At 73.7% G+C, this 26739-nt stretch carries 9 protein-coding genes; 1 reads left to right on the forward strand and 8 read right to left on the reverse strand.

Annotated elements, in window-relative coordinates; all coding sequences use genetic code 11:
• The first annotated feature begins 79 nt into the window (after positions 1-79).
• Positions 80-442 carry a cupin domain-containing protein gene (locus ABZ249_RS21290; protein ID WP_355265615.1) on the forward strand — a complete coding sequence of 121 codons (363 nt, stop codon included), beginning with the start codon at positions 80-82 and terminating at the stop codon, positions 440-442.
• Here the strand turns inward: ABZ249_RS21290 and ABZ249_RS21295 are convergent.
• From ABZ249_RS21295 to ABZ249_RS21330, 8 genes are all read right to left on the reverse strand, one after another.
• The gene (locus ABZ249_RS21295) at positions 429-7598 is read right to left on the reverse strand and encodes an SDR family NAD(P)-dependent oxidoreductase (protein WP_355265618.1); all 7170 of its coding nucleotides are present in this window, start codon (positions 7596-7598) and stop codon (positions 429-431) included. The genes ABZ249_RS21290 and ABZ249_RS21295 overlap by 14 nt on opposite strands.
• Before the next feature lie 83 nt (positions 7599-7681).
• Positions 7682-12421 carry a type I polyketide synthase gene (locus ABZ249_RS21300; RefSeq protein ID WP_355265621.1) on the reverse strand — a complete coding sequence of 1580 codons (4740 nt, stop codon included), beginning with the start codon at positions 12419-12421 and terminating at the stop codon, positions 7682-7684.
• On the reverse strand, positions 12408-20498 hold the full coding sequence (locus ABZ249_RS21305; RefSeq protein WP_355265687.1) for an SDR family NAD(P)-dependent oxidoreductase: 8091 nt from the start codon (positions 20496-20498) through the stop codon (positions 12408-12410). Before ABZ249_RS21305 ends, ABZ249_RS21300 begins: the two co-directional genes overlap by 14 nt.
• A gap of 495 nt (positions 20499-20993) precedes the next feature.
• Positions 20994-22259: a styrene monooxygenase/indole monooxygenase family protein gene (locus tag ABZ249_RS21310; RefSeq protein ID WP_355265624.1), complete on the reverse strand. Its 1266-nt coding sequence runs from the start codon at positions 22257-22259 to the stop codon at positions 20994-20996.
• Positions 22260-22326: 67 nt separating this feature from the next.
• Entirely contained in the window at positions 22327-22884 is a 558-nt protein-coding gene (locus ABZ249_RS21315; protein WP_260697157.1) for an ATP/GTP-binding protein, read from the reverse strand.
• Between the two features lie 22 nt (positions 22885-22906).
• Positions 22907-23266, reverse strand: a complete 360-nt coding sequence (locus ABZ249_RS21320; protein WP_220562849.1) for a DUF742 domain-containing protein — start codon at positions 23264-23266, stop codon at positions 22907-22909.
• Between the two features lie 46 nt (positions 23267-23312).
• Positions 23313-23738: a roadblock/LC7 domain-containing protein gene (locus ABZ249_RS21325; RefSeq protein WP_073375556.1), complete on the reverse strand. Its 426-nt coding sequence runs from the start codon at positions 23736-23738 to the stop codon at positions 23313-23315.
• An 83-nt stretch (positions 23739-23821) separates the two neighbouring features.
• Positions 23822-26398 (reverse strand): ATP-binding protein, encoded by a 2577-nt coding sequence (locus ABZ249_RS21330; protein ID WP_355265629.1) that lies wholly within the window; start codon positions 26396-26398, stop codon positions 23822-23824.
• Between the last annotated feature and the right edge of the window lie 341 nt (positions 26399-26739).

Genomic DNA, 26739 nt, shown 5'->3' on the forward strand with positions numbered 1-26739 from the left:
GTCACCCTGTCAGGATCCGGCCCCCGGCGGGAACACCGTGAACGTTCCCGACGGGGGCCCTCGCGTCCATCATCGGGGTATGGACCCCTTCTCAGGCACCGCCCCCTTCGCCGCCCGCGTCGCCGACGTGGAGCTGGAACCCGAGCCCCTGGACCCCGAGCAGATCGAGGCGGGCGACCCGCGCGTCTCCTCCCGCACCCTGTGGGAGTCGGCCGACGGCTCCCAGAGCCGCGGCGTCTGGCAGATCACCCCGGGCACGGTCACCGACACCGAGGCCGACGAGGTGTTCGTGGTGCTGAGCGGGCGCGCGACCGTGGAGGTGGAGGGCGGCCCGGTCCTGGAGGTCGGCCCGGGCGACGTGTGCCTGCTGCGCGCGGGCGACCGGACCCGCTGGACGGTCCACGAGACCCTGCGCAAGGTCTACCACGTCACCTCCTCCTGAGCCCGGCTGCCCACCACCGGCGGCGGCCGCTCCGCTCCGGACCGTCGGTCACGGCCGCGTCGACGGCCTCGGCCGTGGTGGACGCGTGCGCTTCCATCATGGAGAGGTGGTCGCCGGGCACTTCGATGCGGCGGTGATCACCCGGCCAGGTCCAGCCCAGCCCCGCGCCCTCTCCCGTGGAGACGCGGACCGGGTCGGTCGGCCGTATCTGGAAGGTCGGAACGTCCAGGGGACCGGGCCTCCAGCGGGCGAACAGCTCCAGATAACCGCCCATCGCGCTCAGCCCGGCCGTGTCCAGCAGTTCGAACTCACCGGCGCGCGCGGTGACCGCCTCCGTGACGATGGGCAGCACACCGGGAGCGTCCGGCAGCGGGGTATCGAGCAGGACCAGGTCCGACGGGGCGTGTCCTCGGCGGCTCAGCTCCTCGGCGGCCGCGTGCGCCGCCCACCCTCCGGACGAGCGCCCGACGAGGGAGAACGGGGAACCGTCCGCCGCGGCGAGTACCGCGTCGGCCAGCGCCCGGGAGAACTCCGAGAGGTCGTCGGGGAGCTCCTCACCGTCGAGGAAACCCGGCAGGGCCAGCGCCCGGACCGAACGACTGCCACGGAAGTGCGCGGCGAACCGGGAGAACTCCTGCGCCCCGGAGATCATGACGAGCGAGGGGACGCAGACCAGGAGGGGTGTCCGCGCGCCCGTGGCGAGCGAGGTCGGCCCGGTCGGCCAGGACCACCCGGGGGGCGGGGCCTGCCTGGTACGTGCGGCGGCGCGGGCGAGATCGACCGCGGCTTCGGGCCGTCCGGCCCGGCATGCCTCACGGAACAGGTCGACGAGCCCTCCCGAGGGCTCCCTCGCTGCGGAGGGCCCGGGGTCCCCGGTTCCTTCCCCCGCCAGAACGTCGTCCACATGGGCCGCCAGTTCCCGCGGGGTCCGATGGGAGAAGACGACCGCGGGGGGCAGCCGCACCCCCGCGATCTCCCGCAGGTGGTTGCGGAGCTCGACCGCGGTGAGCGAGTCGAAGCCCGACTCCAGGAAGTCCTCGTCCTCCCCCACCCCGGATCCGGCGGGGCGGCCGAGGATCTCCGACGCCCTGGTGCGGATCAGTTCCACGAGCAGGGCACGCCGCCGGGCCCCCGGCTCGGCCGCCCGGACACGGGCCGCCGGGTCCGGGACGGAGGAGCGGCCGGCCCCGGACGGTGCGCCGGCCAGGCCGCGCAGCAGTGCGGGCACCGTCTCGGACCGCATGGCACGCGTCCGCAGTCCGGCCAGGTCCAAAGGAACAGGGATGAGGTGGGGGGCGTCCAGGGCCGCGGCCGCGTCCATGAGCGCGCACCCCTCGTCGGCCCCGATGGCCTCCGCCAACCCCCAGTCCCGGGCCATGCGGGCCTTCTCCGCGTCCCCGAGGCGGGCGGTCATCGCACTCTCGTCCGCCCACAGGCCCCAGGACAGGGACTGCGCGGGCAGACCCGAGGAGCGGCGGTAGTGGGCGAGGGCGTCCAGATAGGAGTTGGCCGCGGCGTAGCCGCCCTGGCCCGATGCGCCGAACACCCCCGCCGCGGAGGAGAACAGCACGAAGAAGTCCAGATCGAGGCCGGCGGTGGCCGTGTGCAGGTTCCATGCCCCGTCGACCTTGGGGCGCAGGACCCGGTCCAGGGTCCGGGAGTCGAGACCGGCGACGGTGGCGTCGTCCGTCACTCCGGCCGCGTGGACGACACCGACGAGCGGCCGCTCGTCGGGCACTTGGCGCAGGAGTTCGTCCACCTCGTCCGGGTCGGCGACGTCGCAGGCGGCGACGCGCACCTCGGCCCCCAGGGCGGACAGCTCCGCCGCGAGCCCGACCGTCCGGGGGCCGGCTCCCCTGCGGCCCGCGAGCAGGATCCCGGTGACACCGTGCCGCACGACCAGGTGGCGTGCGATCAGGGCTCCCAGGGTCCCGGTGCCTCCGGTGATGAGGACGGTGCCGTCGCGGCGGTACCTCGAGGCCGTGTCGAGGACCACCTTGCCGACGTTGCGCCCCTGTTGCATGAGGCGGAATGCCTCCTCCGCCCGTTCGACGGGGAACCGGGTGACACCGATGCCGGGCAGTTCCCCCTTCTCCAGGAGGGGGACGAGAACGGAGAAGGCGTGCCGGATCCTCTCCGGGCCGACGGTCGAGAGGTCGAACGGACGGTATTCCACTCCCTGGCCGGTGCGGACGTGATCGGGGTCGCGGATGTCGTTGCGGCCCAGCTCCACGAAGCGCCCGCCGGGCGCCGTCAAACGCAGCGAGGCGTCGATCGCCTTTCCGGTGAGGGAGTTGAGGACGACGTCGACCGGGGGTGAGACCTTGCGGAACCGGTCCTCGAAACCGAGGTCCCGGGAATGGGCGAGGTGCTCTTCCGCGATCCCCAGACCGCGGAGCAGCCCCCACTTCTCCGGGCTGGCGGTGGCCAGCACCTCCGCTCCCAGGTAACGGGCCAGGTGCACGGCGGCCTGGCCGACTCCGCCCGCGGCCGAGTGGACGAGCACCCGTTGGCCGCGACGCAGGTCCGCCTCCTCCACGAGCGCGAGGTAGGCGGTCAGGTAGGCGGCGGGCACCGCCGCGGCCGCGGCGTCGTCCCAGTCGGCGGGCACACGGGCGACCAGCTCGCGGCGGGCGACGGCGGTCGGAGCGAAGGCGCCGGGGAAAATCCCCATGACCCGGTCCCCCGGCGCGAGGTCGGTCACGCCCGGCCCGGTCTCGATGACGACGCCTGCTCCCTCGTTGCCGATCATCCCCGGCTCGGGGTACATGCCGACGGTGATGAGCACGTCGCGGAAATTGACGCCCGCGGCGCGCACCGCGATCCGGATCTCGCCGGGCTCCAGCGGGCGGTCCTGCCCGGGGTCGGGCACCAGGGCCAGGCCGTCGACCCGCCCGGGCCGGACCGCGTCCAGCCGCCAGGCGGTATGCCGCTGCGGGGCGTGCAGGCCGGAGGCCGGGGCCGCGGCCCCGGCCAGGCGGGGGGCGTACGGTCGTCCGTCCCGGACGGCCACCCGGGGCTCCCCCGTTCGCAGCGCCGCGGCGAGGGCGTCCGTGCCGGGACGGTCCGTGTCCACCAACAGGAAGCGTCCGGGGTCCTCGCTCTCGGCGGAGGAGACCAGGCCCCAGACGGCGGCGCCCGCCAGGTCCAGGCGGTCCGGATCACCGGGGTGTTCCGGAACCCGTACGGCGCCCGTGGTGACGACGGCGACACGGGAGTCCCTGAGCCGCACGTCGTCCTGAAGTCCGTGGACGGTCTGCAGGATCCGGCGGAGTTCGGCGTGGACCCTCTCCGGTTCGCTCCCTCCCCCGGCGGGGACCACCAGCAGCTCCGGTACAGGTGCGCCCTCGTCCAGCGCGGCCGTCAGAGCCACCGGGTCGGTGTACCCGGGAACGCCCTCGGGGCCGCCTCCGCCGACGGCGGCCCAGGAGAGGGCGGTGGGTGCCGCGTCCCCGGGCGCGGGAGCCTCCGTCCACTCCTGGTGGAACAGGGCCCCGGGCTCGGTGCCGGGCACGGGCGCGGCCTCGCGCACGGTGAGTCGGTCGATGGACAGGACCGGTGTCCCGTCGGAGTCGCCGAAGGCCACGGCCCAGGTGTCGGAACCGGTCCGGCTCATCCGCACGCGCAGGCGCGACGGCGTCCCGGTCCCGTGGCGGCGGACCCCGTTCCAGGCGAACGGCAGGACCGGGCGCGCCGTGCCCTCCCCCGACAGGTGGTGCAGGAGCAGCGCGTGGAGCGCCGCGTCGACCGACGCCGGATGCGGTCCCGGCACGGTACCCGGCTGCGGCGCCACCGCCGCCTCGGCCCCGATGCCGTCCCGGTCCACCCAGGCGGCGGCCAGTCCCCGGAAGGCCGGACCGTAGTGGTATCCGTGCGCTGCGAACAGTTCGTAGGCATCCGCGACGGGCAGCGGGACCGCGTCGGTCCCGGCCGCGGTGACCGGGGCGGCGTCCCGTCCGCCCTCCGGTGCCAGCTCCCCCCGGGCGTGCACGGTCCATGCGCCGCCGTCCGGGGCGAGCGTGCTCAGCCGGACGGCCCGGCGCCCCTGCTCGTCGGGAGCGTCGACCAGCACCTGCAACCGTGTCGCCGGCCCGTCTCCGGGGATCTCGACGGGTGCCGTCACGGTGAGGTCGGCGATCTCGGGGCAGCCGCACACGTGCCCCGTGTGGAGCAGCAGCTCCAGGATCGTGGTCCCGGGCAGCAGGGGGCGCCCGCCGACGACGTGTTCGGTGAGCCAGGGGTGCCGGTCGGTGTCGAGCACTCCGGTGAACAGCGTCTGGCCGGTGCCGGCGATGGGCGTGTGCGCGCGCAGGAGGGGGTGCCCGGTGTCCGCCACCCCCAGGGCGGCGGGCTCGGCGGCCGGGCGGAGGTCGGGCAGCCGGTGGGGGCGGTGCTGGAAGGGGTAGGTCGGCAGGACGATGCGGGCCCGGCCGCCGCCGGTGACGCGCGCCCAGTCGACACCCACCCCCCGGCAGTGGGCCTCCGCCAGTGCGGTGATGAAGCGCACGGCGGAGTCCTCGCCCCGCCGCAGCGTCGTCAGGACCGCCGGTTCGGGTCCGCTCCCGGACTCCAGTGTGCGTTCGACCGCCGAGGAGAGCACCGGATGCGGACCGACCTCGACGAACGCCCCGGACCGCTCGGCGAGCCGGTCGACCACGGGGGCCAGGAGAACGGGGTTGCGGAGGTTGCGGTACCAGTACTCGGCGTCGAGCCGCTCCCCCCGCACGGGCTCCGCTGCGGGCGGGGAGTCCGTCGACCAGCCGGGGTGGGGAGAGACCGTGGAGTGGAACGGCACTCGCGTCGGCCCGGGGCGGATGCCCGCGAGGTCCGCGAGCAGCTCCTCCCGGACCCGTTCGACGTGTGCGGAGTGCGAGGCGTAGTCCACGTCGACCCGACGCACGTGCACCCCCGACCCCTCACAGGCGGCGACCAGCTCGGTGATCGCGTCCTGGTCGCCGGACACGACGGTCGACTCGGGGCCGTTCACCGCGGCCACTCCGATCCGGCCCGCCCAGCGGGAGGCGAGGGCCGCCGCCCGCTCGGGTCCGACCGCGACCGCAGCCATACCGCCGAGCCCGGCCAGGGACCGCAGGATGCGACTGCGCACCGCCACGATCCGGGCCCCGTCCTCCAGGGAGAGCGCGCCCGCCACGCAGGCGGCGGCGATCTCCCCCTGGGAGTGGCCCACCACCGCGGCGGGCTCCACCCCTGCCTCCCGCCACAGTCGCGCCAGTGACACCATGACCGCCCACAGTGCCGGCTGCACCACGTCCACACGGGCGTCCCCCCCGGTGACGGCGGGGGCCCCAGGCGCGCCGCGCAGCACCTCTTCCAGGGACCAGTCGACGAAGGGGTCCAGGGCCCTCGCACACTCGGCCACCGACGCGGCGAACCGGGGCGAGGAGGCCATCAGTCCGGCGGCCATCCCCTCCCACTGTCCCCCTTGTCCGGGGAAGACGAACACGGGGGCGGAGGCCCGGCCGCCCCGGGGCGCCGCTCCGGCCACGACGTTCTCGGCGCTCCGGCCGTCCGCGAGCGCGCGCAGACCCTCTGCGAGTTCCGCGGTGTCACCCCCCAGCACCACCGCGCGGTGGGCGAAGACACTCCTGGTCGTGGCCAGGGCCCGGGCGACGTCGGCCGGGTCGTCCGCGCCCGTCTCCTCCAAATGGGGGCCCAGCCGTGCCGCCTGGTCGGCCAGGGCCCCGCCCGTACGGGCCGACAGCACCCAGGGCACGGGACCGGACACGAGAGCGGGCGCCTCCCCCTCCTGGTCGGAGGTGTCCTGCGGGGCTTCTTCGAGGACCACGTGCGCGTTGGTCCCGCTGATCCCGAAGGAGGACACCCCGGCCCGCCGCGGCCGCTCGCCCCGGGGCCAGTCGCGCGCGCGGGACAGCACCCGCACCCGTCCCGCGGACCAGTCCACCAGGGGAGTGGGGGTGTCGGCGTGCAGCGACGCCGGGAGGACACCACGGCCCAGTGCCAGCACCATCTTCATGAGTCCGGCCACCCCGGAGGCCGCCTGGGTGTGGCCGATGTTCGACTTCAGCGAGCCGATGCCGACCTCCCGGCCCCCCGTGGAACCGAACACCTCGATCAGCGCCTGGGCCTCGATCGGGTCTCCCAGCCGCGTCCCCGTCCCGTGCGCCTCCACCGCGTCGATGTCCGCGCCGTCCAGTCCCGCGTCGGCCAGTGCCGACCTCACCACCCGCACCTGGGCCGGACCGCTGGGGGCGGTCAGCCCGTTGGAGGCTCCGTCCTGGTTGATCGCGGTCCCCCGGATCAGCGCCAGTACGCGGTGTCCGTTGCGACGGGCGTCCGAAAGCCGCTCCAGGACCACGGCCCCGGCCCCCTCTGAGAAGCCCGCGCCGTCCGCGGCCGCGCCGAACGCCTTGCAGCGGCCGTCCGCGGCCAGACCGCCCTGACGGGCGAACTCCGTGAACAGGGCCGGGCCCGACATCACCGTGGCTCCCCCGGCCAGGGCCAGGTCGCACTCGCCGCTGCGCAGCGACCGGACCGCCAGGTGTACGGCCACCAGTGAGGAGGAACAGGCCGTGTCGACCGTCAGGGCGGGCCCTGACAGTCCCAGCGTGTACGCCACCCGCCCGGAGGCGACGCCGGTGGAGGTCCCCGTCAACAGGTACCCCTGCGCCTCCTCCGGAACCGGGAGCGCGCCGGCGGTGGCGGCGCCTCCGTAGTCGCTCACGCTGATCCCCGTGAACACACCAGTGGAGCTGTCCGCCAGGGAGGTCGGGTCGATCCCCGCCCGTTCCAGCGCTTCCCATGACACTTCGAGCATGAGCCGGTGCTGGGGGTCCATGGCCGCGGCCTCGCGCGCCGAGATGCCGAAGAACTCCGCGTCGAATCCGGTCACGTCGTCCAGGAAGCCTCCCGCGCCCGTCCCTCCGGGGAGGGCGGTCAGCGACGCGACGTCCCACCCCCGGTCGTCCGGTATGCCGCCGATCGCGTCCCCCCGGCCCTCCACCAGGCGCCACAGCGCCTCGGGGGTGTCGGTGCCGCCGGGGAAACGGCACCCCATGCCCACGATCGCGATCGGCTCGGTCCCACGAGAGCGCAGGCCGTCCAGTTCGGCGCGCGTGCGGCGCAGGTCGGCTGTCACCCGTTTGAGGTAGTCGAGGAGTCGGGCGTCGTCCGTCATAGGTCTTGCCTCACCGATTCACGTTGTCCGTGTCCGTGGCCGGACACGGGAGGGGCCGGGTTCCGGGTGCCGGGGTGCGCCGATCAGTCGCGCAGCGCATCGTCGATGAACGCGAAGAGCTCCTCCCGGCTCGCGGATTCCAGATCCCGGTCGTCCGCGGTGCCGGGCGCCGGGGGCGACAGCCGGTCCAACAGGACGCGCAGCCGCCGGGCGACGGCGTCGCGGTCCAGGTCGGGACCCTCGTGCTCGGCCAGGGCGGCCTCGATGCCGTCGATCCGAGTCATGATGGCCTGCTCGGTGCCGCCGAACATCCTCTCCTCCAGATGGCGGGCGAGCGCCGCGCACGTCGGGTGGGCGAAGGCCAGCCCGGAGGGCAGCTTCAGCCCGGTGAGCACGGCGAGCCGGTTGCGGAGTCCGACCGCCGTGACCGAGTCCATCCCCAGGTCCCGCAGTCCGCGATCGGCGTCGATCGCGGCACCGGAGGGGTGTCCCAGGAGGACGGCCGCCTCTTCGCACACGTGCTCGGTGAGCACCGCGCGCCGTCGGGCCCGGTCGAGGCCGGCCAACCGCTCCGCGAGCCCGGCGGTGCCGGGCTCGGCCCCGGTGGAAGGTGCGCCCAGTTCCCCGATCAGCGGGCTCGGCCGGTTCGCGGTGAACGCGGTGCGGAACCGCGGCCAGTCGATGTCGGCGACGGCGAGCGCGGTCAGGTCCCGGTCGAGCGCCTGCTCCAGAACGGCGAGGGCGTCCTCGGGGTCCATGCCCGGCAGCCCGTGGCGGTTCAGGAGTTCGGAGACGACCGTGTCCTGGGCCATCCCGTTCCCGGACCAGGCGCCCCACGCCACCGACGTTGCGGGCAGTCCGAGCGAGCGGCGGTGATGGGCGAGGGCCTCGCAGAAGGCGTTGCCCGGTGCGTAGTTGCCCTGCCCGGCCACCCCGAACACCGAGGAGACCGAGGAGTACAACACGAACGCCGACAGGTCGCGCCCGCGCGTCAGTTCGTGCAGGTGCACGGCTGCGTCGGCTTTGGCGCGCAGGGCGGCGGCCACCTGGCCGGGGCGCAGGTCCGCGATCGCGGCGTCGTCCAAGGCGGCCGCGGTGTGCACCACCGCCCGCAGGGGGTACTCGTCGGGGATCCGGTCGAGAAGCCGTTCCAGAGCGGACCGGTCGGCGACATCGCACGCGGCGATCGTCACGCGTGCCCCCGATCCGCGCAGTTCCTCCTCCAGTTCCGCCGCGCCCGGGGCCTGCGGTCCGCTCCGGCTCACCAGGAGCAGGTGCTCGGCGCCGCGCCGGGCGAGACGGCGCGCGGTGTGCGCGCCCAGAGCCCCGGTCCCGCCGGTGATCAGCACGGTTCCGCGTGGTTCCCAGCGGCGCACGGCCTGGATCCGGTCCATCGGCGCCCGAACGATCCGGCGGGCCAGGACACCGCCGGAGCGGACCGCGAGCTGGTCCTCCCCCGCGGCCGTCTCTCCCGCCAGGACGGCGGCGAGCGCCTCCCCCGTGTCCGGCTCCCACTCGGCGGGCAGATCGACGAGGCCGCCCCACCGATCCGTGTGCTCCTGGGCCGCGACCCGGCCGAGTCCCCAGACGAGTGCGCCGGAGGGGTCGGTCACCGGCCCGGAGGCGGGTACGGCGCCCCGTGTCAGGCACCACAGGGGCGCGTCCACACCGGCGTCGCCCAGGGCCTGGATCAGCGCGACCGTGTCCCGTTGCCCGACCGCCTCCGTGGGCAGGGCGGCCCCCGGGGTACCGGGAGGATGCAGGAAGGCCGATACGACGCCGACCACGGGTGCGGCACCCTCTCCCGCCCGGGCCGCGATCGACGCCAGGGCCCGGCGGTCGGCGGACGGGGGGACGTCCACGATACGGACGTGGTGGCCCCGGCGTTCCAGGGCCGCGACGCAGTCCATGACCTCGCGGGGAGGGGTCCCGCGGCCGAACAGCAACCACGCCCCGGTCGGCACGGACTCTCCGCCGAAGGCCCCGGCGGGCCGCCACTCCTCTCGGTAGGTCCATCCCCGCGCGGGAGGGGCACCGGTGCCGGATCCGTCGCGGGCGGGGCGGACCCCGGCCCGGGAACCGTCGCCCCCTCCCGACCGCCAGAAACGCTGTCGGTGGAAGGCGTAGGTGGGCAGGTCGACGACACGGGCATCGTCGCCGAACACCCCGGCCCAGTCCGGGTCGACCCCGTGGGTCCACGCCTGGGCCACCGCGGCCAGGAACCGGTCGGCACCGCCCTCGCCGCGGCGGAGGGTGCCCAGCACGGCTGCACCCGGTGCATCGGCGGAGTCCACGGTGTCCTGAAGGGCTTCGGCCAGCACGGGGTGCGGACCCGCCTCGATGAAAACGTCGTACCCGTCCTCCAGCAGGGCGCGCGTCACCTTGTCGAACTCGACCGGTTCCGCCAGGTTGCGGTACCAGTGCCCGGCGTCGAGAGGGGCGCCCACCAACCGCCCACCGGTGACGGCGGAGTACATCGGGATCTCGGGTTCGCGGGAGGCGATACCCGCCAGGGCGGTTTCCAGGGAGCCGCGCAGGGCCGCCACGTGCGGCGTGTGCGAGGCGTAGTCCACCGCGATCATCCGGGCCCGGACCCCTGCCGCCTCGTACTCCGCGACCAGGGAGCGCACCGCCCCGGGGTCGCCCGCGACGACCGTGGTACCGGGGCCGTTGACGACCGCGACGTACACGCCGGCCGCTCCGGCGACGCGCTCCCGGACGGTGTCCACGGGCAGGGAGACCGATGCCATCGCCCCGGTGCCCGACAGTTCCAGCAGCGCCCTGCTGCGCGTTGCCACGACCTTGGCGGCGTCCTCGAGGGACAGCGCGCCCGCCACGCAGGCGGCGGCGATCTCCCCCTGGGAGTGGCCCACCACGGCGGCCGGGCGCAGCCCGTGGGAGCGCCACAGCTCGGCCAGGGAGACCATGACGGCCCACAGCACCGGCTGGACGACGTCCACGCGGTCCAGGGCCTCCGTGCCGTCCCCGTAGCGCCGCAGTGTCTCCGACAGCGGCCGGTCGATATAGGGGGCCAGGGCCTTCTCGCACTCGGCCATCCGCCCGGCGAACACCGGCGAGGTCTCCAGGAGTTCGACGGCCATGCCGGCCCATTGGCCGCCCTGTCCGGGGAAGACGAGGACGGGCCTGCGGTCGCCCGAGGCGCGTCCCGTCACAGCGCGGGGGTGCGGCCTTCCCTCCGCCAAGGCGTCCAAGGCGTCGAGGAACCCGGTCCGCTCCCCGGCCACGATCGCGGCCCGGTGCTCCAGAGCGGACCGGGCGGTGGCCAGGGTCCAGCCGACGTCGACGGGGTCGGCCCCCGGGTCGCCGCGCAGGTGGTCGCGCAACCGGGCCGCCTGCCCCCGCAGAGCCTCGCCGTCACGGGCCGACAGCACCCAGGGCAGGATCCGTCCGGGCCTGTCGCGCCGTTCGCCCGGCTCCCGGTCCCCGTCGTCCGCCGGGGCCTGCTCGACGATCAGGTGGGCGTTGGTACCGCTCACTCCGAAGGAGGAGATGCCCGCCCGGCGGGGGGCTCCGGTGCTCGGCCAGGGCCGCGCGCCGGTCAGCAGGCGCACCGCACCCGAACTCCAGTCCACGTACGGGGTCGGCTCGTCGGCGTGCAGGGTCTTGGGCAGCACGCCGTAACGCAGGGCCTGGACCAGTTTGATCAGGCCCGCGACGCCGGCCGCCGCCTGAGTGTGGCCCAGGTTGGACTTGAGGGAGCCCAGCCACAGGGGCCGGTCCGCCGGGCGCTGCCCGTAGGCCTCCAGGAGTGCCTGTGCCTCGATGGGGTCGCCGAGCCGGGTGCCGGTACCGTGTGCCTCCGCGAGGTCGATGTCCCCGGGGGTCAGCCCGGCGTCCTCGAGCGCCGCGCGGATCACCTTGACCTGCGAGGGTCCGTTGGGTGCGGTGAGCCCGTTGGAGGCGCCGTCCTGGTTGACGGCCCCGCCCCGGATGACCGCCAGGACCCGGTGGCCGCGGCGGCGCGCGTCGGACAGGCGTTCCAGCGCCACCAGGCCCACGCCCTCCGAGAAGCCGGCGCCGTCCGCGTCCGCCCCGAACGCCTTGCAGCGGCCGTCGGCCGCCAGCCCTTGCAGGTGGGTGAACTCCGTGAGCGGGCCCGGGGACGACATCACCGTCGCCCCGCCGGCCAGGGCCAGTGAGCACTCCCCCGACCGGAGCGCACGCACGGCCAGGTGCACGGCCACCAGGGAGGAGGAGCAGGCGGTGTCCACGGTGATCGCGGGGCCGGTGAGCCCCAGGCTGTAGGAGATCCGCCCGGAGGCCACGCTGAGCGCGGTCCCCGTCATGGTCAGCCCGTCGTCCGGGGCCTCGGACAGCCGGGGGCCGTACTCCGGGGTGAGGGTGCCGACGTAGACACCCGTGTCACCGCCCGCCAGCGAGAGAGGGGCGATCCCGGAGTTCTCCAGGGTCTCCCACGCCACCTCCAACAGCAGCCGCTGCTGCGGATCCATGGCCTCGGCCTCACGGGGGGAGATGCCGAAGAGCCCGGGGTCGAAGTCGGCCGCCGCCTGGAGGAAGGAGCCCTGCCGCATCCTCGACCGCGGTTCCGTTCCCTCCTCGCCCAGCAGACCGGGGAGGTCCCACCCGCGGTCGTCGGGCAACGGGCCGACCGTCTCACGGCCCTCCTCGACCAGTTCCCACAGCTCTCCCGGGGAGTCGATGCCTCCGGGAAGGCGGCACCCCATCCCCACGATGGCGATCGGCTCGCCGGGGGCCGCCCGGTCGAGTTCCTGCCGCAGTCGGGCGTTCTCCTTCAGAGCCGACCGGAGTGCCTCGATCAGGCGGTCGTCACCGGAAGCCATCTGCCCTCTCCTGTCCGCGTACGAGTGAGGGGGTCTCCCCCTGCAAAGCGAGATTCACGAGTTCGTCGACCCCCATGGCGTCGATACCGCCCTCGGGGGTGCCGGCGCCGTCCCGGGGTTCGGGGGGGCGGGTGGCGTGCTGTCCCCCACCGTCCGGCGCCGTCGGCGCGGGCACCAACAGGCCGTCGAGGAACCGCGCCAGGGCGCGGGGGGTCGGATGGTCGAAGACCGCGGTGGCCGGTATCCGTACCCCGGCCGAGGACGCGAGCCGGTTGCGCAGCTCCAGGCCTGTGAGCGAGTCCAGGCCCAGCGCGCTGAAGGGCCGGTCGACCGCGACGCGCGAGGCGTCGGCCCCCGGGCCGTGGCCGAGCACGACGGCCGTGTGCACGGACACCTCCTTGAGCAGGGCGCGCTCGCGTTCCTCCGGGTCCATCCCTCGGAAGCGGGCGGCGGGGTCGGCCTCCCCGGACGGCCCGCCGGACCGGCCGGGGGCCCCGTCGTGGTCCGCTCCGTTCTCCTCCACGGATTCGACCAGGCCGCGCAGGACGCCGATGCCGGCGGCCCCGGCCGGGTCCAACAGTGCGGGAACGCTGTTGGCCAGGTTCCACGCCAGCACGGTATCGAACGCGGCCAGCGCGTCCTCGGGCGCCATCGGCAGCAGACCTCCGCGCCCCAGGGTCGCCAGGTCGGCCCCGTCCAGGTGGTCCGTCATACCGCTCCCTCCGGCCCACAGGCCCCAGGCCAGGGAGACCCCGGGCAGACCGCGTTCCCGGCGGTGGTGGGCCAGCGCGTCACAGAAGACGTTGGCGGCGGCGTAGTTGCCCTGGCCGGGGTTGCCCAGCACTCCGGCGGCGGAGGAGAACAGCACGAACGAGGCCAGATCGGTGCCGGCGGTCAGTTCGTGCAGATTCCAGGCGGCGTCGACCTTGGGACGGAGCACCCGTTCGAGCCCCTCCGGGGTGAGCGAGGTGACGGTGGCGTCGTCGAGCGCACCGGCGGCGTGCACCACCGCGCCCAGGGGGCGGTCCCCCGGGATACCGCCGAGCAGGTCGGCCAGCGCCTTCCGGTCGGCGGCGTCGCAGGCCTCGACCCGGACGCGTGCGCCCAGTTCCTCCAGCTCCGCGGTGCGCTCGTCCTGTCCCTCGGCCCGCGGACCGCTGCGGCTGGTCAGCAGCAGGTAGCGCACCCCGTAGCCGGTGACCAGGTGACGGGCGATCCGGTGTCCCAGTGTGCCGGTGCCGCCGGTGATCAGGACCGTGCGCTCCTGGGGGAAGGGAGCGGGCACGGTCAGCACCAGCTTGCCGATGTTGTCGCCGCGCTGCAGGGAGCGCAGGGCGTCCTGGGCCTCGCTCAGTTCGTGAACGGTCACGGGCGGCGGCGCGACGGTGCCGCCCGCCAAGAGCTCCAGGATCCGCCTCAGCATCTGACCGATCCGTTCGGGATCGACTTCCGTCAGCTTGAACGACTGGTACTCGCGGCCGGGATAGGCGGCGGCGACGTCCTCCACCTCGCGGACGTCGGTCAGACCCATCTCCACGAAGCGGCCGCCGGGCCCGCCGCCGTCGGCCGGGGAGCGCAGCAGCCTCAGGGAGGCGTCCACGAACTCTCCGCTGAGGGAGTTGAGGACCACGTCCATGCCGCGCCCGCCGCTGGCCGCGCGCAGGAGCCGTTCGAAATCCAGGTCGCGGGAGGAGGCCAGCCGGTCCTCGGTGAGTCCGTAGGGGGCCAGGCCCGCCCACTTGTGCGGGCTGGCCGTCCCGAACACGCGCGCGCCCATGTGCCGGGCGAGCTGCACGGCGGCCGTTCCCACGCCGCCCGCCGCCGCGTGCACCAGGACGTTGTCCCCGGGGCGCACACCGGCGAGGTCCACCAGCGCGTAGTAGGCGGTCAGGAAGACGACGGGGACGGCCGCGGCCTGCTCGAACGTCCAGTCGTCGGGGAAGCGGGCGAGCCTGCGGGCGTCGGCGACCGCCACAGGACCGAACGCGCCGTCGAAGAGGCCGGTCACACGGTCCCCCGGCTCCAGGTCCGCCACCTCGGAACCGGTCTCCAGGACGATCCCGGCCCCCTCGATGCCCATACCCGTCTCGCCCTCGACCAGGCCGAGGGCGACCACCACGTCCTTGAAGTTCGCTCCCGCGGCGCGCACGGCGATCCGGACCTCATGCGGTCCGAGGCGCCGGGCGGCCTCGTGTGCCTGTACCGGCACCAGGTCCTCCAGGGACCCCGGCCCCCGGGTGTCCAAGCGCCACGGCGCTCCCGGCGGAGCCGGGTCCCGTCCGGCGTCCGCCGCCTTCACCAGCCTGGGCACCAGTACGGTGCCCGTGCGCAGGGCCAACTGGGGCTCGCCCGAACCGACGGCCTCCGCCATGACACGGTGGGACTCCTCGGAGCCGTCGGAGTCCACGATGACCAGGCGCCCCGGATGCTCGCGCTGGGCCGCCCGCAGCAGCCCCCACACCGGGGACGCGGCCAGACCCGCGATCCGGTTCCCGGGGTCGGTGGCCACCGCCCGCCAGGTCACCACGGCCAGGCGCGCGTGCTCGGTCCGGGGGTCGGCCAGCCAGGACCGGACGGCTTCCAGGGCCGATTCCAGTCCCCTGCGGACGGCGTCGGGGACCGGGTCGCCGGAGTAGACGAGACCCGCGGGCAGTTCGGTGTAGACCACAGGCGGTACGGGCAGGTCCGGGTCCAGCGCGTCCAGGCCCGGGGTGTCGGCGGGGACCGTCGTACCGGGGGTCGGGACGGGGGCCTTCTCCCACACCGTCTCGTACAGGCCGGGGACCTCGGAGGGATCGCGCGGCGGCAGGGCGCCCTCGTGCAGCGGCCTCAGGGTGAGCTCGTCGACGGTCACCACGGGGGTGCCGTCCCCCTCGCTCAGGCGCACGCGGTAGCGGTCGGGGCCGATCTCGGAGATGCGGGCGCGCAGGGGGGCTCCCGGAGTCCCCTTCCCACCCGGGGAGTGGACGCGCACCCCCGACCAGGAGAAGGGGACCAGCGGGACTTCCCCGCCCGTCCGCCCGTACAGCAGGACGGCGTGCAGCGCGGCGTCCAGCAGGGCCGGGTGGGGGCCGGGGAAGCCCGCGGCGTCGGCCCCGGGCGGAGCCACCGAGGCCAGGATGTCGCCGCCGTGCCGCCACACCTCCCGCAGCCCCCGGAAGGAGGGACCGTAGAAGTGTCCCCGTCCTGCCAGGAGCGCGTAGTCGGGACGGGCGGCCGCGGGTTCGGCGTCGGCGGGGGGCCACGGGGCGGTATCGACGGGCTCGGAGGCGGGCTCGCCGCCGGACTCCAGGGCCCCGGAGGCGTGCCGGGTCCACGGGGCGTTCGCGGCACCGTCCGGGCGCGCGTGGACGCTCACCCGGCGCAGCCCGTCCTTTTCCCCGTCCACTGTGACCTGGATTCGGAGGCCCGTGCCCCCGTACAGGACCAGCGGTGCCTCCAGGGCCAGTTCGGCCACGGTCGCGGCGCCGGTGTGCGCGGCCGCGTGCGCGACCAGCCCTACCAACGCTGTGCCCGGGAGGACCGTCCGTCCCCACAGACCGTGGTCACGGGCCCACGGGTGTTCGGCGAGGACGAGGCGCCCGCCGAACACCGTCCGCCCGTCGGCCAGCTCGAGCCCTCCGTCGAGCAGGGCCCCGGACGCGGTCGGCGGCCCGGCCGGAGCCGCCGACGGCTCCGTGCCCGCCCAATGGCGTTCGCGCCGGAAGGGGTCCTCGGGCGCGACGACGGGCGCTCCCTCGTCGGCGACGCCCTCCAGCACCACGTGCGCGTTGGTGCCGCTGATACCGAAGGAGGACACCGCCGCTCTACGGGGCCTGCCCGTGTCCGGCCATTCCTCGGCCTCGCGCAGCAGACGCACACCGCTGCCGTCCCACTCCACCTTGTCGGTGGGCCGGTCGGCGTGCAGGGTGCGGGGCAGCCGCCCGTGCCGCAACGCCTCCACCATCTTGATCACCCCGGCCACACCGGCCGCGGCCTGGGCGTGCCCGATGTTGGACTTGAGCGAACCCAGCCGCAGGTCCTCGCCGGAGTCACCGCGCGCCCGCCCGTACACCGCGATCAGCGCCTTGGCCTCGATCGGGTCCCCCAACCGTGTACCGGTGCCGTGCGCCTCTACGGCGTCGACCTCCTCCGGCGCCACTCCGGCCGCCGCCAGCGCGCTGCGGATCACACTCTCCTGGGCCTCCCGAGAGGGTGCGGTGAGCCCGTTGCTCGCCCCGTCGGAGTTGACCGCGCTACCCCTGACCAGGGCCAGGACGGGACGGCCCGCCCGGCGGGCGCTGGAGGCGCGCTCCAGCAGGAGCATGCCGGCCCCCTCGGCCCAGGCGGTGCCGTCCGCCCCGGCTCCGAAGGCGCGGCAGCGGCCGTCCGGGGACAGGCCGCGCTGCGCGGAGAACTCGAGGAACATGCCGGGGGTGGACATCACGGTGACGCCCCCGGCCAGGGCCATCTCGCACTCGCCCCGGCGGATCGCCCCCGCCGCCTGGTGCAGCGCGACGAGCGAGGAGGAGCAGGCGGTGTCGATGGTCAGCGCCGGGCCGTGCAGTCCGAGGTAGTAGGCGATGCGTCCCGATGCCACGCTCAGGGTGCTGCCCGTCAGGCGGTAACCGCCGTCGGTGCCGGCGCCCGGGTCCGCCAGGCGCGGCCCGTAGTCCCCGGGCATGGCGCCGACGAACACTCCGACCTGCCGGTCGCGCAGGTCGTCCGTGCTCAGCCCGGACCGGCGGACCGCCTCCCAGGAGACCTCGAGCAGCAGGCGCTGCTGCGGGTCCATGGCGTCGGCCTCGCGCGGGCTGATACCGAAGAAGCCGGGGTCGAACAGGGGCGCGTCGTAGAGGAACCCGCCCGACCGCGTGTACGTGCGGCCGGGGGTCCCCGGGTCGGGATGGTAGATACCCTCCAGATCCCATCCCCGGTCGTCGGGGAAGTCGCCGATGGCGTCCACCCCTTCCTCGACGAGCCGCCACAGCTGTTCGGGGGAGCGCACGCCTCCCGGCAGCCGGCAGGACATGGCGGTGATGGCGATCGGGTCGTCCTCCGGCTCCGGGGCGGCGGAGAGCGCGGGAGCCGGGATCGCGGAGGGCGCGGGCACGGGGTCGGCGGGGGCGGGCTGCGCGCCCCCGTCTCCGGACGGCTCGGGTGCCCGGTCCCCGATCTCTGTGACCAGGAACTCCGTCAGGGCCGCGGGAGTGGGCAGGTCGAACAGGACGGTGTCGTGGAGGTGGACTCCGGTCTCAGCGGTGATCAGGGCCGCGAGCTCGCGCAGCATGATCGAGTCGAAGCCGAGGTCGCGGAAGGCCCTGCGCTCGTCGTCGGCGGCCAGGGAAGCCCGTTCCAGCACGCGCGCCGTGAGCGCCGTGACCAGCTCCGCGGTACTGTTCCCCGCGCGTGCGGCTCCTCCGCGGGAGGCGGCCCCGGTCCCGGGCACCGCCTCCCCCGGCCAGAAGCGGGTGCGCTGGAAAGGGTAGGTGGGCAGGTCGATCGGGCGCGCGCCGGTCCCGCGGAACAGGCCCCCCCAGTCCACGTCCACTCCGGCGGTGAAGGCCAGGGCGGCGGACGCGAGCATCTGTGCCTGGTCCCCGCGGTCGCGCTTCAAGGTCTTGAGGGCCACCCCTTCGACCCCCGCCTCCGCCAGGGTGCTCGTGATGCCGAAGGACAGGACCGGATGCGGCCCGACCTCCAGGAAGGCCCTGTGTCCGTCCTCCACCGCCGCCCGCACGGCGTCGGCGAAGCGGACGGTACCGCGCAGGTTCCGGTACCAGTACCCGGCGTCCAGGGCCGGCGCCTGCGGGTCCAGGGCGCGACCCGTCAGAGTGGAGAAGAACGGCACCCGCGCCGGCCGGGTCTCGACCTCTCCGAGCAGTTCGGCCAGGTCTCGGCGGATCCGCTCCACGTGGGCGGAGTGGGAGGCGTAGTCGACGTCGACCAGGGAGCCGTGCGCCCCGGCGTCGACGCAGTGCTCCACGGCCCGGCGGACCGCCTCCCGGCCGCCCGAGACGACGACCGACGAGGGGCCGTTGACGGCGGCCAGGTACAGGTCCGGCACGCTCTCGACCAGGCGGGCCGCGCGTTCGGGGGACACCCCGAGCGAGGCCATGCCGCCGCTCCCGGCCAGGGCCCGCAGCGCACGGCTGCGCAGGGCCACCACACGCGCCCCGTCCTCCGGCGACAGGATCCCGGCCACGCACGCGGCCGCGATCTCGCCCTGCGAGTGCCCGATCACCGCGGCGGGCTCGACTCCCAGGTCGGACCACACCCCGGCCAGGGACACCATCACCGCCCACAGCACCGGCTGCACCACGTCCACCCGGGCTTCCGGACCGGTGAGCGCCGGGGACTGGGGGTCTCCGCGCAGCACCTGCGCCACCGACCAGTCCACGAAGGGCTCCAGGGCCCTCTCGCACTCCTGCAGCCGCCGTGTGAACCCCGCCGCGAGGACACCGTCGCCGTCCAGCAGGTCGCGGGCCATCCCCTCCCATTGCCCGCCCTGTCCGGGGAAGACCAGTACCGGCCGGGAATGTGAGCCTTCGACCGGTACCGGTGCGGGCGGGATCGATTCCGGTTCGCGCGATCCGTCGTCCACCGGGGCGAAGATGACGGCGCGGTGCTCGAACACGGTGCGGGTCGTGGCCAGGGACAGGCCCACGTCCTGCGCCCGCAGTCCGGGCCGGGACGAGACGAAGAAGTGCAGTGCCGAAGCCTGCGCGCGCAGCGCCTCCTCCGAACGGGCGGACAGCACCCAGGGAACAGGGGACAGCGCCCCCTCCCCCGCGGCCGGGCCGGAGCGGTCGGACTTGGCCGGCGGGGGCGGTCCGAGGACCAGGTGGCAGTTGGTGCCTCCCACACCGAAGGAGGACACACCCGCGAGCGGGGCGTCCACCGGCCAGGGCTCACGCCGGGTCTGAGGGCTGAGCCGCAGGGCCTCCAGGTCGATGTCGGGGTGGGGTTCGGAGAAGTTCCGGGTGGGCGGCAGTTGACCGTGGGACAGGCTCAGCACCGTCTTGACCAGGCCGACGATGCCCGCGGCGCCCTCCAGGTGGCCGACATTGGTCTTGGCCGATCCCACGTGCAGGGGGTCCTCACGGCCGGGGGAGAACACCGAGCCCAGGGCCCGGGCCTCCACGGGGTCCCCCGCGGGGGTGCCCGTGCCGTGCAGCTCGACGTAGCCCACCTGCGACGGTTCGGCCTGCGCCCGCCGCAGGGCCGCGCGCAGGACCGCCTCCTGCCCGGGCGCCTCGGGGCGCGCCAGGTAGGAGGTCTGGCCCGAGTTGTTGACGGCGCCGCCGCGCAGGACGGCGTGGACGGGGTCGCCGTCGGCCAGGGCCCGCTCCAACGGTTTGAGCACGACCACTGCCCCGCCCTCACCCCGGGCGTAGCCGTTGGCACGCGCGTCGAAGGTGTAGCACCGGGCGTCCGGGGACAGTGCGCCGAACAGGGCCGCGTCCTCGGTGCTCTCCGGGGCCAGAATGAGGTTGACGCCTCCGGCCAGTGCCAGGGAGCATTCGCCCCGGCGCAGGCTCTCCGCGGCCATGTGCACGGCGACCAGGGACGACGACTGGCCGCTGTCCACCGTGAGGCTGGGGCCGGACAGGCCGAGGGTGTAGGAGACCCGGTTCGCGATCATGCCGCGCTGGGTGCCGGTCATCGTGTGATGGGCGCCGCCGTCGGACCGGCTCCGCAGGAGCGAGTAGTCGGAGGAGATGGCGCCGGTGAACACACCCGTCTCGGAGCCGCGCAGGGAGTCCGGCGCCGTCCGGGCGCTCTCCAGGGCCTCCCAGCTCAGCTCGAGCATGATGCGCTGCTGGGGGTCCATCGCCAGGGCCTCACGGGGGGAGATCCCGAAGAAGGCGGCGTCGAACTCCTCCGGCCGGTCGAGATAGCCGCCCCAGTAGTGGTCGCGGTTCGCGGAGGACACGCCCAGGCGTTCCGGGGGTGCGGTGATCGACTCGCGTCCTTCGCACAGCATCCGCCAGAACGCTTCGGGGGTGGAGGCGCCGGGGAGGCGGAGCGCGAGTCCCACCACTGCGATCGGGGAGTCGGAATCCCTCAGCCGACCGGACGGACCGTCACTGCTCATCTCGTTCGCTCCGATCACGCTTCACGTTCTCGTCCTGCCCGTGCATGGGATCGTGCGGGGGCACACAGTGCATGTAATGCGCACATGCACGGGCAGTTGTAAGTTTTCACAGGTCAGGGTGGTTGTTCGGAGAGCGGGTGGATCAAATCGCCAGGGGCTCAGCGAGGAAGAGGGGCGCGGCGGACACGAATGGGAAGAGAGGGTCGGGTGTGGTCGCTCCGCCGGAAGAAGCCGAACAGGTACAGGCAAATGCGCATGCGACATGCGCAATATGACTAAAAAGGCACATAAAACCCAATCATATACACATGTCACTTACAGCTACAGACCTCTAGATCAGGGATCATAACCGCTGCTCACGATGCATGCCAATGAATCTCCCCATTTCGGTCAGGCAAGATGGTCATTGTGTTGACGGCGTAACCCGAAGACCCGTCCGAAACAGGAAAAGCCCGATGCCGGCAAGGGCATCGGGCGGGAGCGCCACGCGCGGGGTCAAGCCCCGTGCCGCGCTCGGACCTCCGCGAGATAGGCCAGGGCCTTCTCCGGGTCGAGCAGCCATTCCCCGTAGTCCGGCGGGTAGTCCCACCCCTGGATCCACCGGTCCGCCACCTCTGGGAACTTCTGTGCCCCGTCGATGAGCTCGTAGAAGTGCGGCGGGAGGTCACCGGCATCCCACATGGTGGAATTCATTTCGGACCAGAGCTGGTTGTGCAGACCGAACTCCCAGAACCGGTCGAAGGTCCGCACGAGGAACTCCTCGTCGAACTCCCGGTCGCCGTGCTCGATGATGCTCTCCAGGTAGGCCTTGGCGCACCGGGTGGAGTTGTTCCAGCTCTGCCCCACGTACGGGTCCATCGTGACGACCACGTCGGCCATGCCCAGCACCTTGCCCCCGGAGGGCAGGGTGCCCACCGGGTTGCGGACCTGCGGGGTCAGATCCTCGATCAGGGCGCTGTTCTTGCCGTCGATCAGGACGGCGTCCTTGATCCGCTCGAAGTACTCGGGTGTGTACTGGCGCGTCAGGTCCTTCATCCGGCGCAGCTGTTCCTCAGGCCCCGGACGGTCGGGCCAGGCGTCCATCGGCCCGCCGCGCTTGTCCACCATGAACATGGCATGGCAGGGACCCTCCTGACTGAGGATCGGCAGGAAACCGATGTTGCCGGCCTCCGCCGCCGACGCCGCCCAGCCGATGTTCTCGTCCGCGCCGTCCTCGGGCCAGACGTCGTAGATGTACGCCTGGGCGATGGAGCGCGGCCGGGCCCCGCTGAACCGGCTCTCGTCCCGGTCGAAGAGCTGTCCCAGCTCGCCGTGGCCGACGGCCACGATGATCAGGTCGAACATCCGGGAGAAGTAGTCGAGGTCGGTGACGGTGACACCGTGGATGACGACCTTGCCGCCCCGGTCCTCGAAGTACTCCAGCCAGTCCGCCATCTTCACACGGCGGTCGACCGAGACCATGTAGTCGTTGTCCTTGCCGGTCCGGCCGGCGAAAGACAGGACCGGGCGGTCCGCCCCCGGGTACAGGTGCACCCGCTGGTCCCTGATCTGCGGCGACAGGGCACTCCAGAAGTCGAGATTATGGCCGCGTTCGTAGTTCAGCGCCGTCGGAAGCGTGAACTGCGAGATCGACGCCCTTCCGGTGCGGATCTCCATGGAGGACTGCCCCGTGATCACCGTGACGTCGTAGCCTTCGGTCAGCAGGCCGTGAGCCAAGTGCAGGCCGGCATGGCCTGCACCGATGATGAGGATCTTGCGCATCTGTCGCTAACTTTCCTGGGGGACCAACGGGGTCGGTGGGGACCCGTGCGTCACGGCTCCCCGCCCGTCAGGCGACGGGCTCGCTGGCGCGGTTGTGCTCCAGGGCGTACCGCAGGAGGGCCTTGAGGACCTCTCCCCCGGACAGCCGCTGGCGGGCGTCGAAGTCGATGATGGGGACCTCCGGGCTGACCTCCAGGGCCTCCCGGACCTGTTCGGCCGTGTAGTCCAGCTGCCCCTCGAACCGGTTCAGCGCCACGATGTAGGGGATGCGCTTGTTCGTCTCGAAGTAGTCGACGGCGTCGAAGGAGTCCGCCAGCCGACGGCAGTCGACCACGACGACGGCGCCCACGGCGCCCCTGACGAGATCGTCCCACATGAACCAGAACCGCGCCTGGCCCGGTGTGCCGAACATGTACATGACGAGTTCGTCGTCGATGGTGATGCGGCCGAAGTCCATCGCGACGGTGGTGGTCGTCTTGTCGGGGGTGATCGAGGTGTCGTCGTGACCGATGCTCGCCTCGGTCATGATCGCCTCGGTTGTGACGGGCGGGATCTCCGACACCGAGCGCACCAGAGTCGTCTTGCCGGCGCCGAAGCCGCCGGCGATGACGATCTTGCTCGACATCTTCTTGCGATTGGACCGCTTGTCACTGGAAAAGTCGTTCGAGACCACGAAGAGCCCTCTCCAGAACCTGGTTTTCCGATGGACTGCTGCCGGTGATGGTCGGGTGGATGTACACCAGATCCTGCTCGGCCAGGTCACTGACCAGGACCTGGGTGACGCCCAGGGGGATGCCCAACTCGGCCGAGATCTCGGCCAGCGACCGGGTCTCCCGGCACAGCTTGTAAATACTGATCGACTCCGGCATGAGGGTGCCAGGGGGCTCCTGCCCGGGCTCGGAGGTCGAGACCAGGGTCTGCACCATCAGCGGATGCCGAGACCGCGTCCGCCCACCGGTGAAGGTGAACGGGCGAACGCGGTTACTCCTTCGCCTGCGGAAGCTCATTGACGTGGCAACCTCATTCCTGCTGAACCGTAACGGGTCACCGTCGTCAGTTCTGGATGACTTCGCGCAGCTGCGAGCGCAGCTGCGGCGTGAGGACGTGGGCGACGTTCTCGACGAGCTTGGCCATCTGGAAGCCCACGATCTTCAGCTCGGTCCCGGGGGCGGTGAGCACCGCCATGCAGGAGCCGTCGCTGATCGCCATGATGAACAGGTGTCCGTGGTTGAAGCGCACGAGCAGCTGCTCGCACTCCCCGCGCTGGAACAGGCTCGCCCCGCCCACGGCCAGGCTGTGCAGCCCGCTGGCGATGGCGGCGAGCTGCTCGGCGTGCTCCTCGGGGAAGTCGCTGGAGTGGGTGAGGACCAGGCCGTCGGAGGAGACCACGACGGCGTGCTCGACACCGCGCACGTCGCGGACGAACCGGTCGATGAGCCACGAGAAGTTCTCAACACTGTCGTTCACGGGTTCAGTCATGCTCTACCTGCCTCGGCCGAGTGTCTTAGGGGTTCGGGGGATCTGCGCGGACACCGGGGTGCGCGCGCCGGGGGTGCGGCCGGTCATTCGTCGGCCTTCCCGCCCGTGTCGTCCGTGGTCGCGTCCAGTTCCTCACCCTCAAGGGCGGCGCGTTCGCCTTCGAGGAAGTCACCCAGTTCGTCCCGGATCTGTTCGGCCCGGGCCTCTCCGGTGAGCTTGGGGGGCGTGTCCCCGCGCGCCGGGGGGGTCGCGCCGGGGTCGGGGCGCGGCATCATGCGCAGCGGGGAGCCGTGCGGGGTGGCGCTGCGCCGGGGCAGTCCCGCGGCGGTGACCGCGGAGGTGCCGCCCGACGCGCCGGAGGCGCTCTTGGGAGTGCCGTTGGGCGAGCCCTGGGCCGGCGCGGCGGCCGGGGGCGCGGCGGCCGGGGCCGGGCGGACGGCGGGGACCGTCGAGGCGGGGACCGTGGAGGTGCGCGCCTGTCCCGGGGTCCGCGGCGTGGCCACCCGCAGCAGCTCCTTGGGGACGATCACGTAGGCGCTCACCCCGCGGAAGGCGCGGGATTCGAGCTTGGCCGACAGGCCGTGCTTCTTGGCGATGCGGCTGGCGACGTACAGGCCCATGTGCCGGGGCGCCTCCTCGTCCAGCACCGGCTCGCCGGACAGCCGCTCGTTGAGCTCGGCCAGCTGCTTGTCCGGGATGCCCACGCCCTCGTCCTCGACGACGATCATGAGGTCGTCGCCGTCCAGGGTCTGGCCGCTGATGACGACCTGGGAGTGCTCCGGGGAGTTGGCTGTGGCGTTGTCGAGGAGTTCGGCCAGCAGGTGGCTGATGTCGTCGGCCGCCATACCGGTGATGGAGGTCTGCGGGAGCTTGCCCAGCTTGACGCGGGGGTAGTCCTTGATCTCCGACACCGCGGCGCGGGCCACGTCGAGCAGGGGGACGATCTCGTCGTGGGCGTCGGACTCGCCGCCGTCATGTCCGGTGAGCACCAGGAAGTTCTCCCCGTTGCGCCGCATCCGGGTCGCGAAGTTGTCGATCTGGAAGAGCTTGTCGAGCAGGTCGGGGTCCTGTGCGTCGGACTCCAGCTCCTCGACCATCTCCAGCAGCGCGTCGACGAGGGAGAGGTCGCGCATGGCCAGGCCCGCCAGCGCCTCGTTGAGCAGGCCCTTGCCGTCCTCCCGCACCAGCGGGGTGTCCGGCGCCGGCGGCGCGGCCGCCTCGGGCTCCGGCCCGGCGGCAGGGACCGTGGGGGCCGGGGCGGGCGCGACCTCGGCGACCGGCTCGGTGACGGAGGCGGCCTCGGCCTCGGGCTCGGCGGCCGGCGCGGCGGCGGTGTCCTCCTCCTCGGCGGGCTCCTCCTGCCGCGGCTCGGCGCGGGTCAGCGCCTTGTCCTCCTCGCGGACCTCGGCGGCCGACGCCTGCTCGGCGAACAGGGTGGCGGCGGTGTCGGCGGTGATCACCTGCGGCGGCTGCCCCGCGGTGAACACGATGACGTGCTGGACCGGCTGGCCGTAGGGGTTGGCCTGCCCCGGGTAGAACACCGGCTGGCCCTGGACCATGTAGCCGGGCGGCTGGAAGGGCGCCGGGTACACGTTGGGGTAGGCCATCGGCGGCGGCACCGGGGCCGGGTACACCGGGTACGGGTAGGCCATGTGCGGCTGCGGGTAGGGGTACTCGCCCCGCGGGTGGGCGGGCGGCGGGTTCCGGTAGGCCTCCGGCCGCGGCGCGCGGGGGTCGGGCCCGTACCGGTGGTCGTCGCCGTAGGGGTCGTGCGGGGCCCCGCGGTGGTCGTGCACCGGGTAGGGCTCGCGGTAGGGGTTGCCGCGCGGGGCGCGGCGGGGGTCCTCGTAGCGGTGCCCGTCCGCGCCGTACTCCGGCCGGGGCGCGCCGTACTCCGGCTCCGGCCGGGACGCGTAGTCGGCGCGGCCGGAGACCCGGTCGGCGTAACCGGGGTCGTAGGGGTTGCCGCGCGGGGCGCGGCGGGGCTCCTCGTAGCGGTCGGGTTCGGCGCGCTGGTCGCGCCAGGCCTCCTGGCGGTGCCGCCCGTCGGTGGCGGGCTCGGCCGCGGCGCGGGGCTCGCGGTAGGGGGTGCCGCCCTCGGGCCGGTGGCCGCGGCGGTCGCCCCGGGGGGAGTCCCGGCGCGCGGGCTCGGGCAGCGGTGACTCCGCGGAGGAGGATGCAGGGGTGAATGACACAGGGGCCTCGAATTGCTCCGTGTGGGGGGGCTCCGACGCGGCGGCGGCGGGGGGCGGTCCCGGTTCCTCGGACGCGGGCGGGGTCTGGTGCACCGGGGCCTCCTCCTCGGACGCGGTGTGCTCCGGCGGAGCGGTGACTTCGGGTGTGCGCGGCTCGGGCTCGTCGAGGCCGGCGCCGCGCCATTGGCCGACGGGAACGGCATCGGGTGCGACGTCGTCGACCTCGACGCGTCGGACCGAAGTGTAGGGGTTGGGGGCGCCGGCGCGCGGGCTCGGCCGGTAGCCGTTCTCGGCGGAGCCGGAGAAGGGGCCGACGGGTCGTTCCACCGAGGGGACGTCCGCGGGGGCGCTCTCGCCTCCGCCCGCCGTCGTCTCCCCCGCACGGGGGGAGGCGGTGTGCCGGCCGCCGTCCCGGTCCGCGGGGCGGCCGGGTTCCTGCGAGTGCGGATGCACGGGCTGATGCACGGGATTTCCTTGCTCGGTCTCCATGGAGCGGGTTTCCTGGATACGGACCATACGGTAGATGGCCCGGCGGAAACGCCCCTCACGCCTGTCTGCGGGCTCCTGCGCCGACGCCTTCGCCCCGCCCTCGGGGGATCGGGGGACGGAGCCCTCTGCCGGCGGCGGCGCCTGTGCCACTGTCTCGTCTCCTCGGCTCGGGGGCGGTCCGGCCCCGCTCGCGCGGGGCGGGGATGGGGCCCGCTTGACGGGGGACAAGCACCCACGGCCCGCACAATTCCTGCACTTCCACCGGTAATCGTCGTTCGGTTCGCCAGACTAACAAAGGCGGACCGGCTTGGCAGAAG

The sequence above is a fragment of the Nocardiopsis sp. NPDC006139 genome (assembly GCF_040614155.1).
Lineage (GTDB): Bacteria > Actinomycetota > Actinomycetes > Streptosporangiales > Streptosporangiaceae > Nocardiopsis > Nocardiopsis changdeensis.

Coding starts and splice junctions, on each gene's coding strand:
- ABZ249_RS21320 (WP_220562849.1), bottom strand. CDS start 23,266: ATGAGCTTCCGCAGGCGAAGGAGTAACCGCGTTCGCCCGTTCACCTTC.
- ABZ249_RS21300 (WP_355265621.1), bottom strand. CDS start 12,421: ATGGCTTCCGGTGACGACCGCCTGATCGAGGCACTCCGGTCGGCTCTG.
- ABZ249_RS21295 (WP_355265618.1), bottom strand. CDS start 7,598: ATGACGGACGACGCCCGACTCCTCGACTACCTCAAACGGGTGACAGCC.
- ABZ249_RS21325 (WP_073375556.1), bottom strand. CDS start 23,738: ATGACTGAACCCGTGAACGACAGTGTTGAGAACTTCTCGTGGCTCATC.
- ABZ249_RS21305 (WP_355265687.1), bottom strand. CDS start 20,498: ATGAGCAGTGACGGTCCGTCCGGTCGGCTGAGGGATTCCGACTCCCCG.
- ABZ249_RS21315 (WP_260697157.1), bottom strand. CDS start 22,884: ATGTCGAGCAAGATCGTCATCGCCGGCGGCTTCGGCGCCGGCAAGACG.
- ABZ249_RS21290 (WP_355265615.1), top strand. CDS start 80: ATGGACCCCTTCTCAGGCACCGCCCCCTTCGCCGCCCGCGTCGCCGAC.
- ABZ249_RS21310 (WP_355265624.1), bottom strand. CDS start 22,259: ATGCGCAAGATCCTCATCATCGGTGCAGGCCATGCCGGCCTGCACTTG.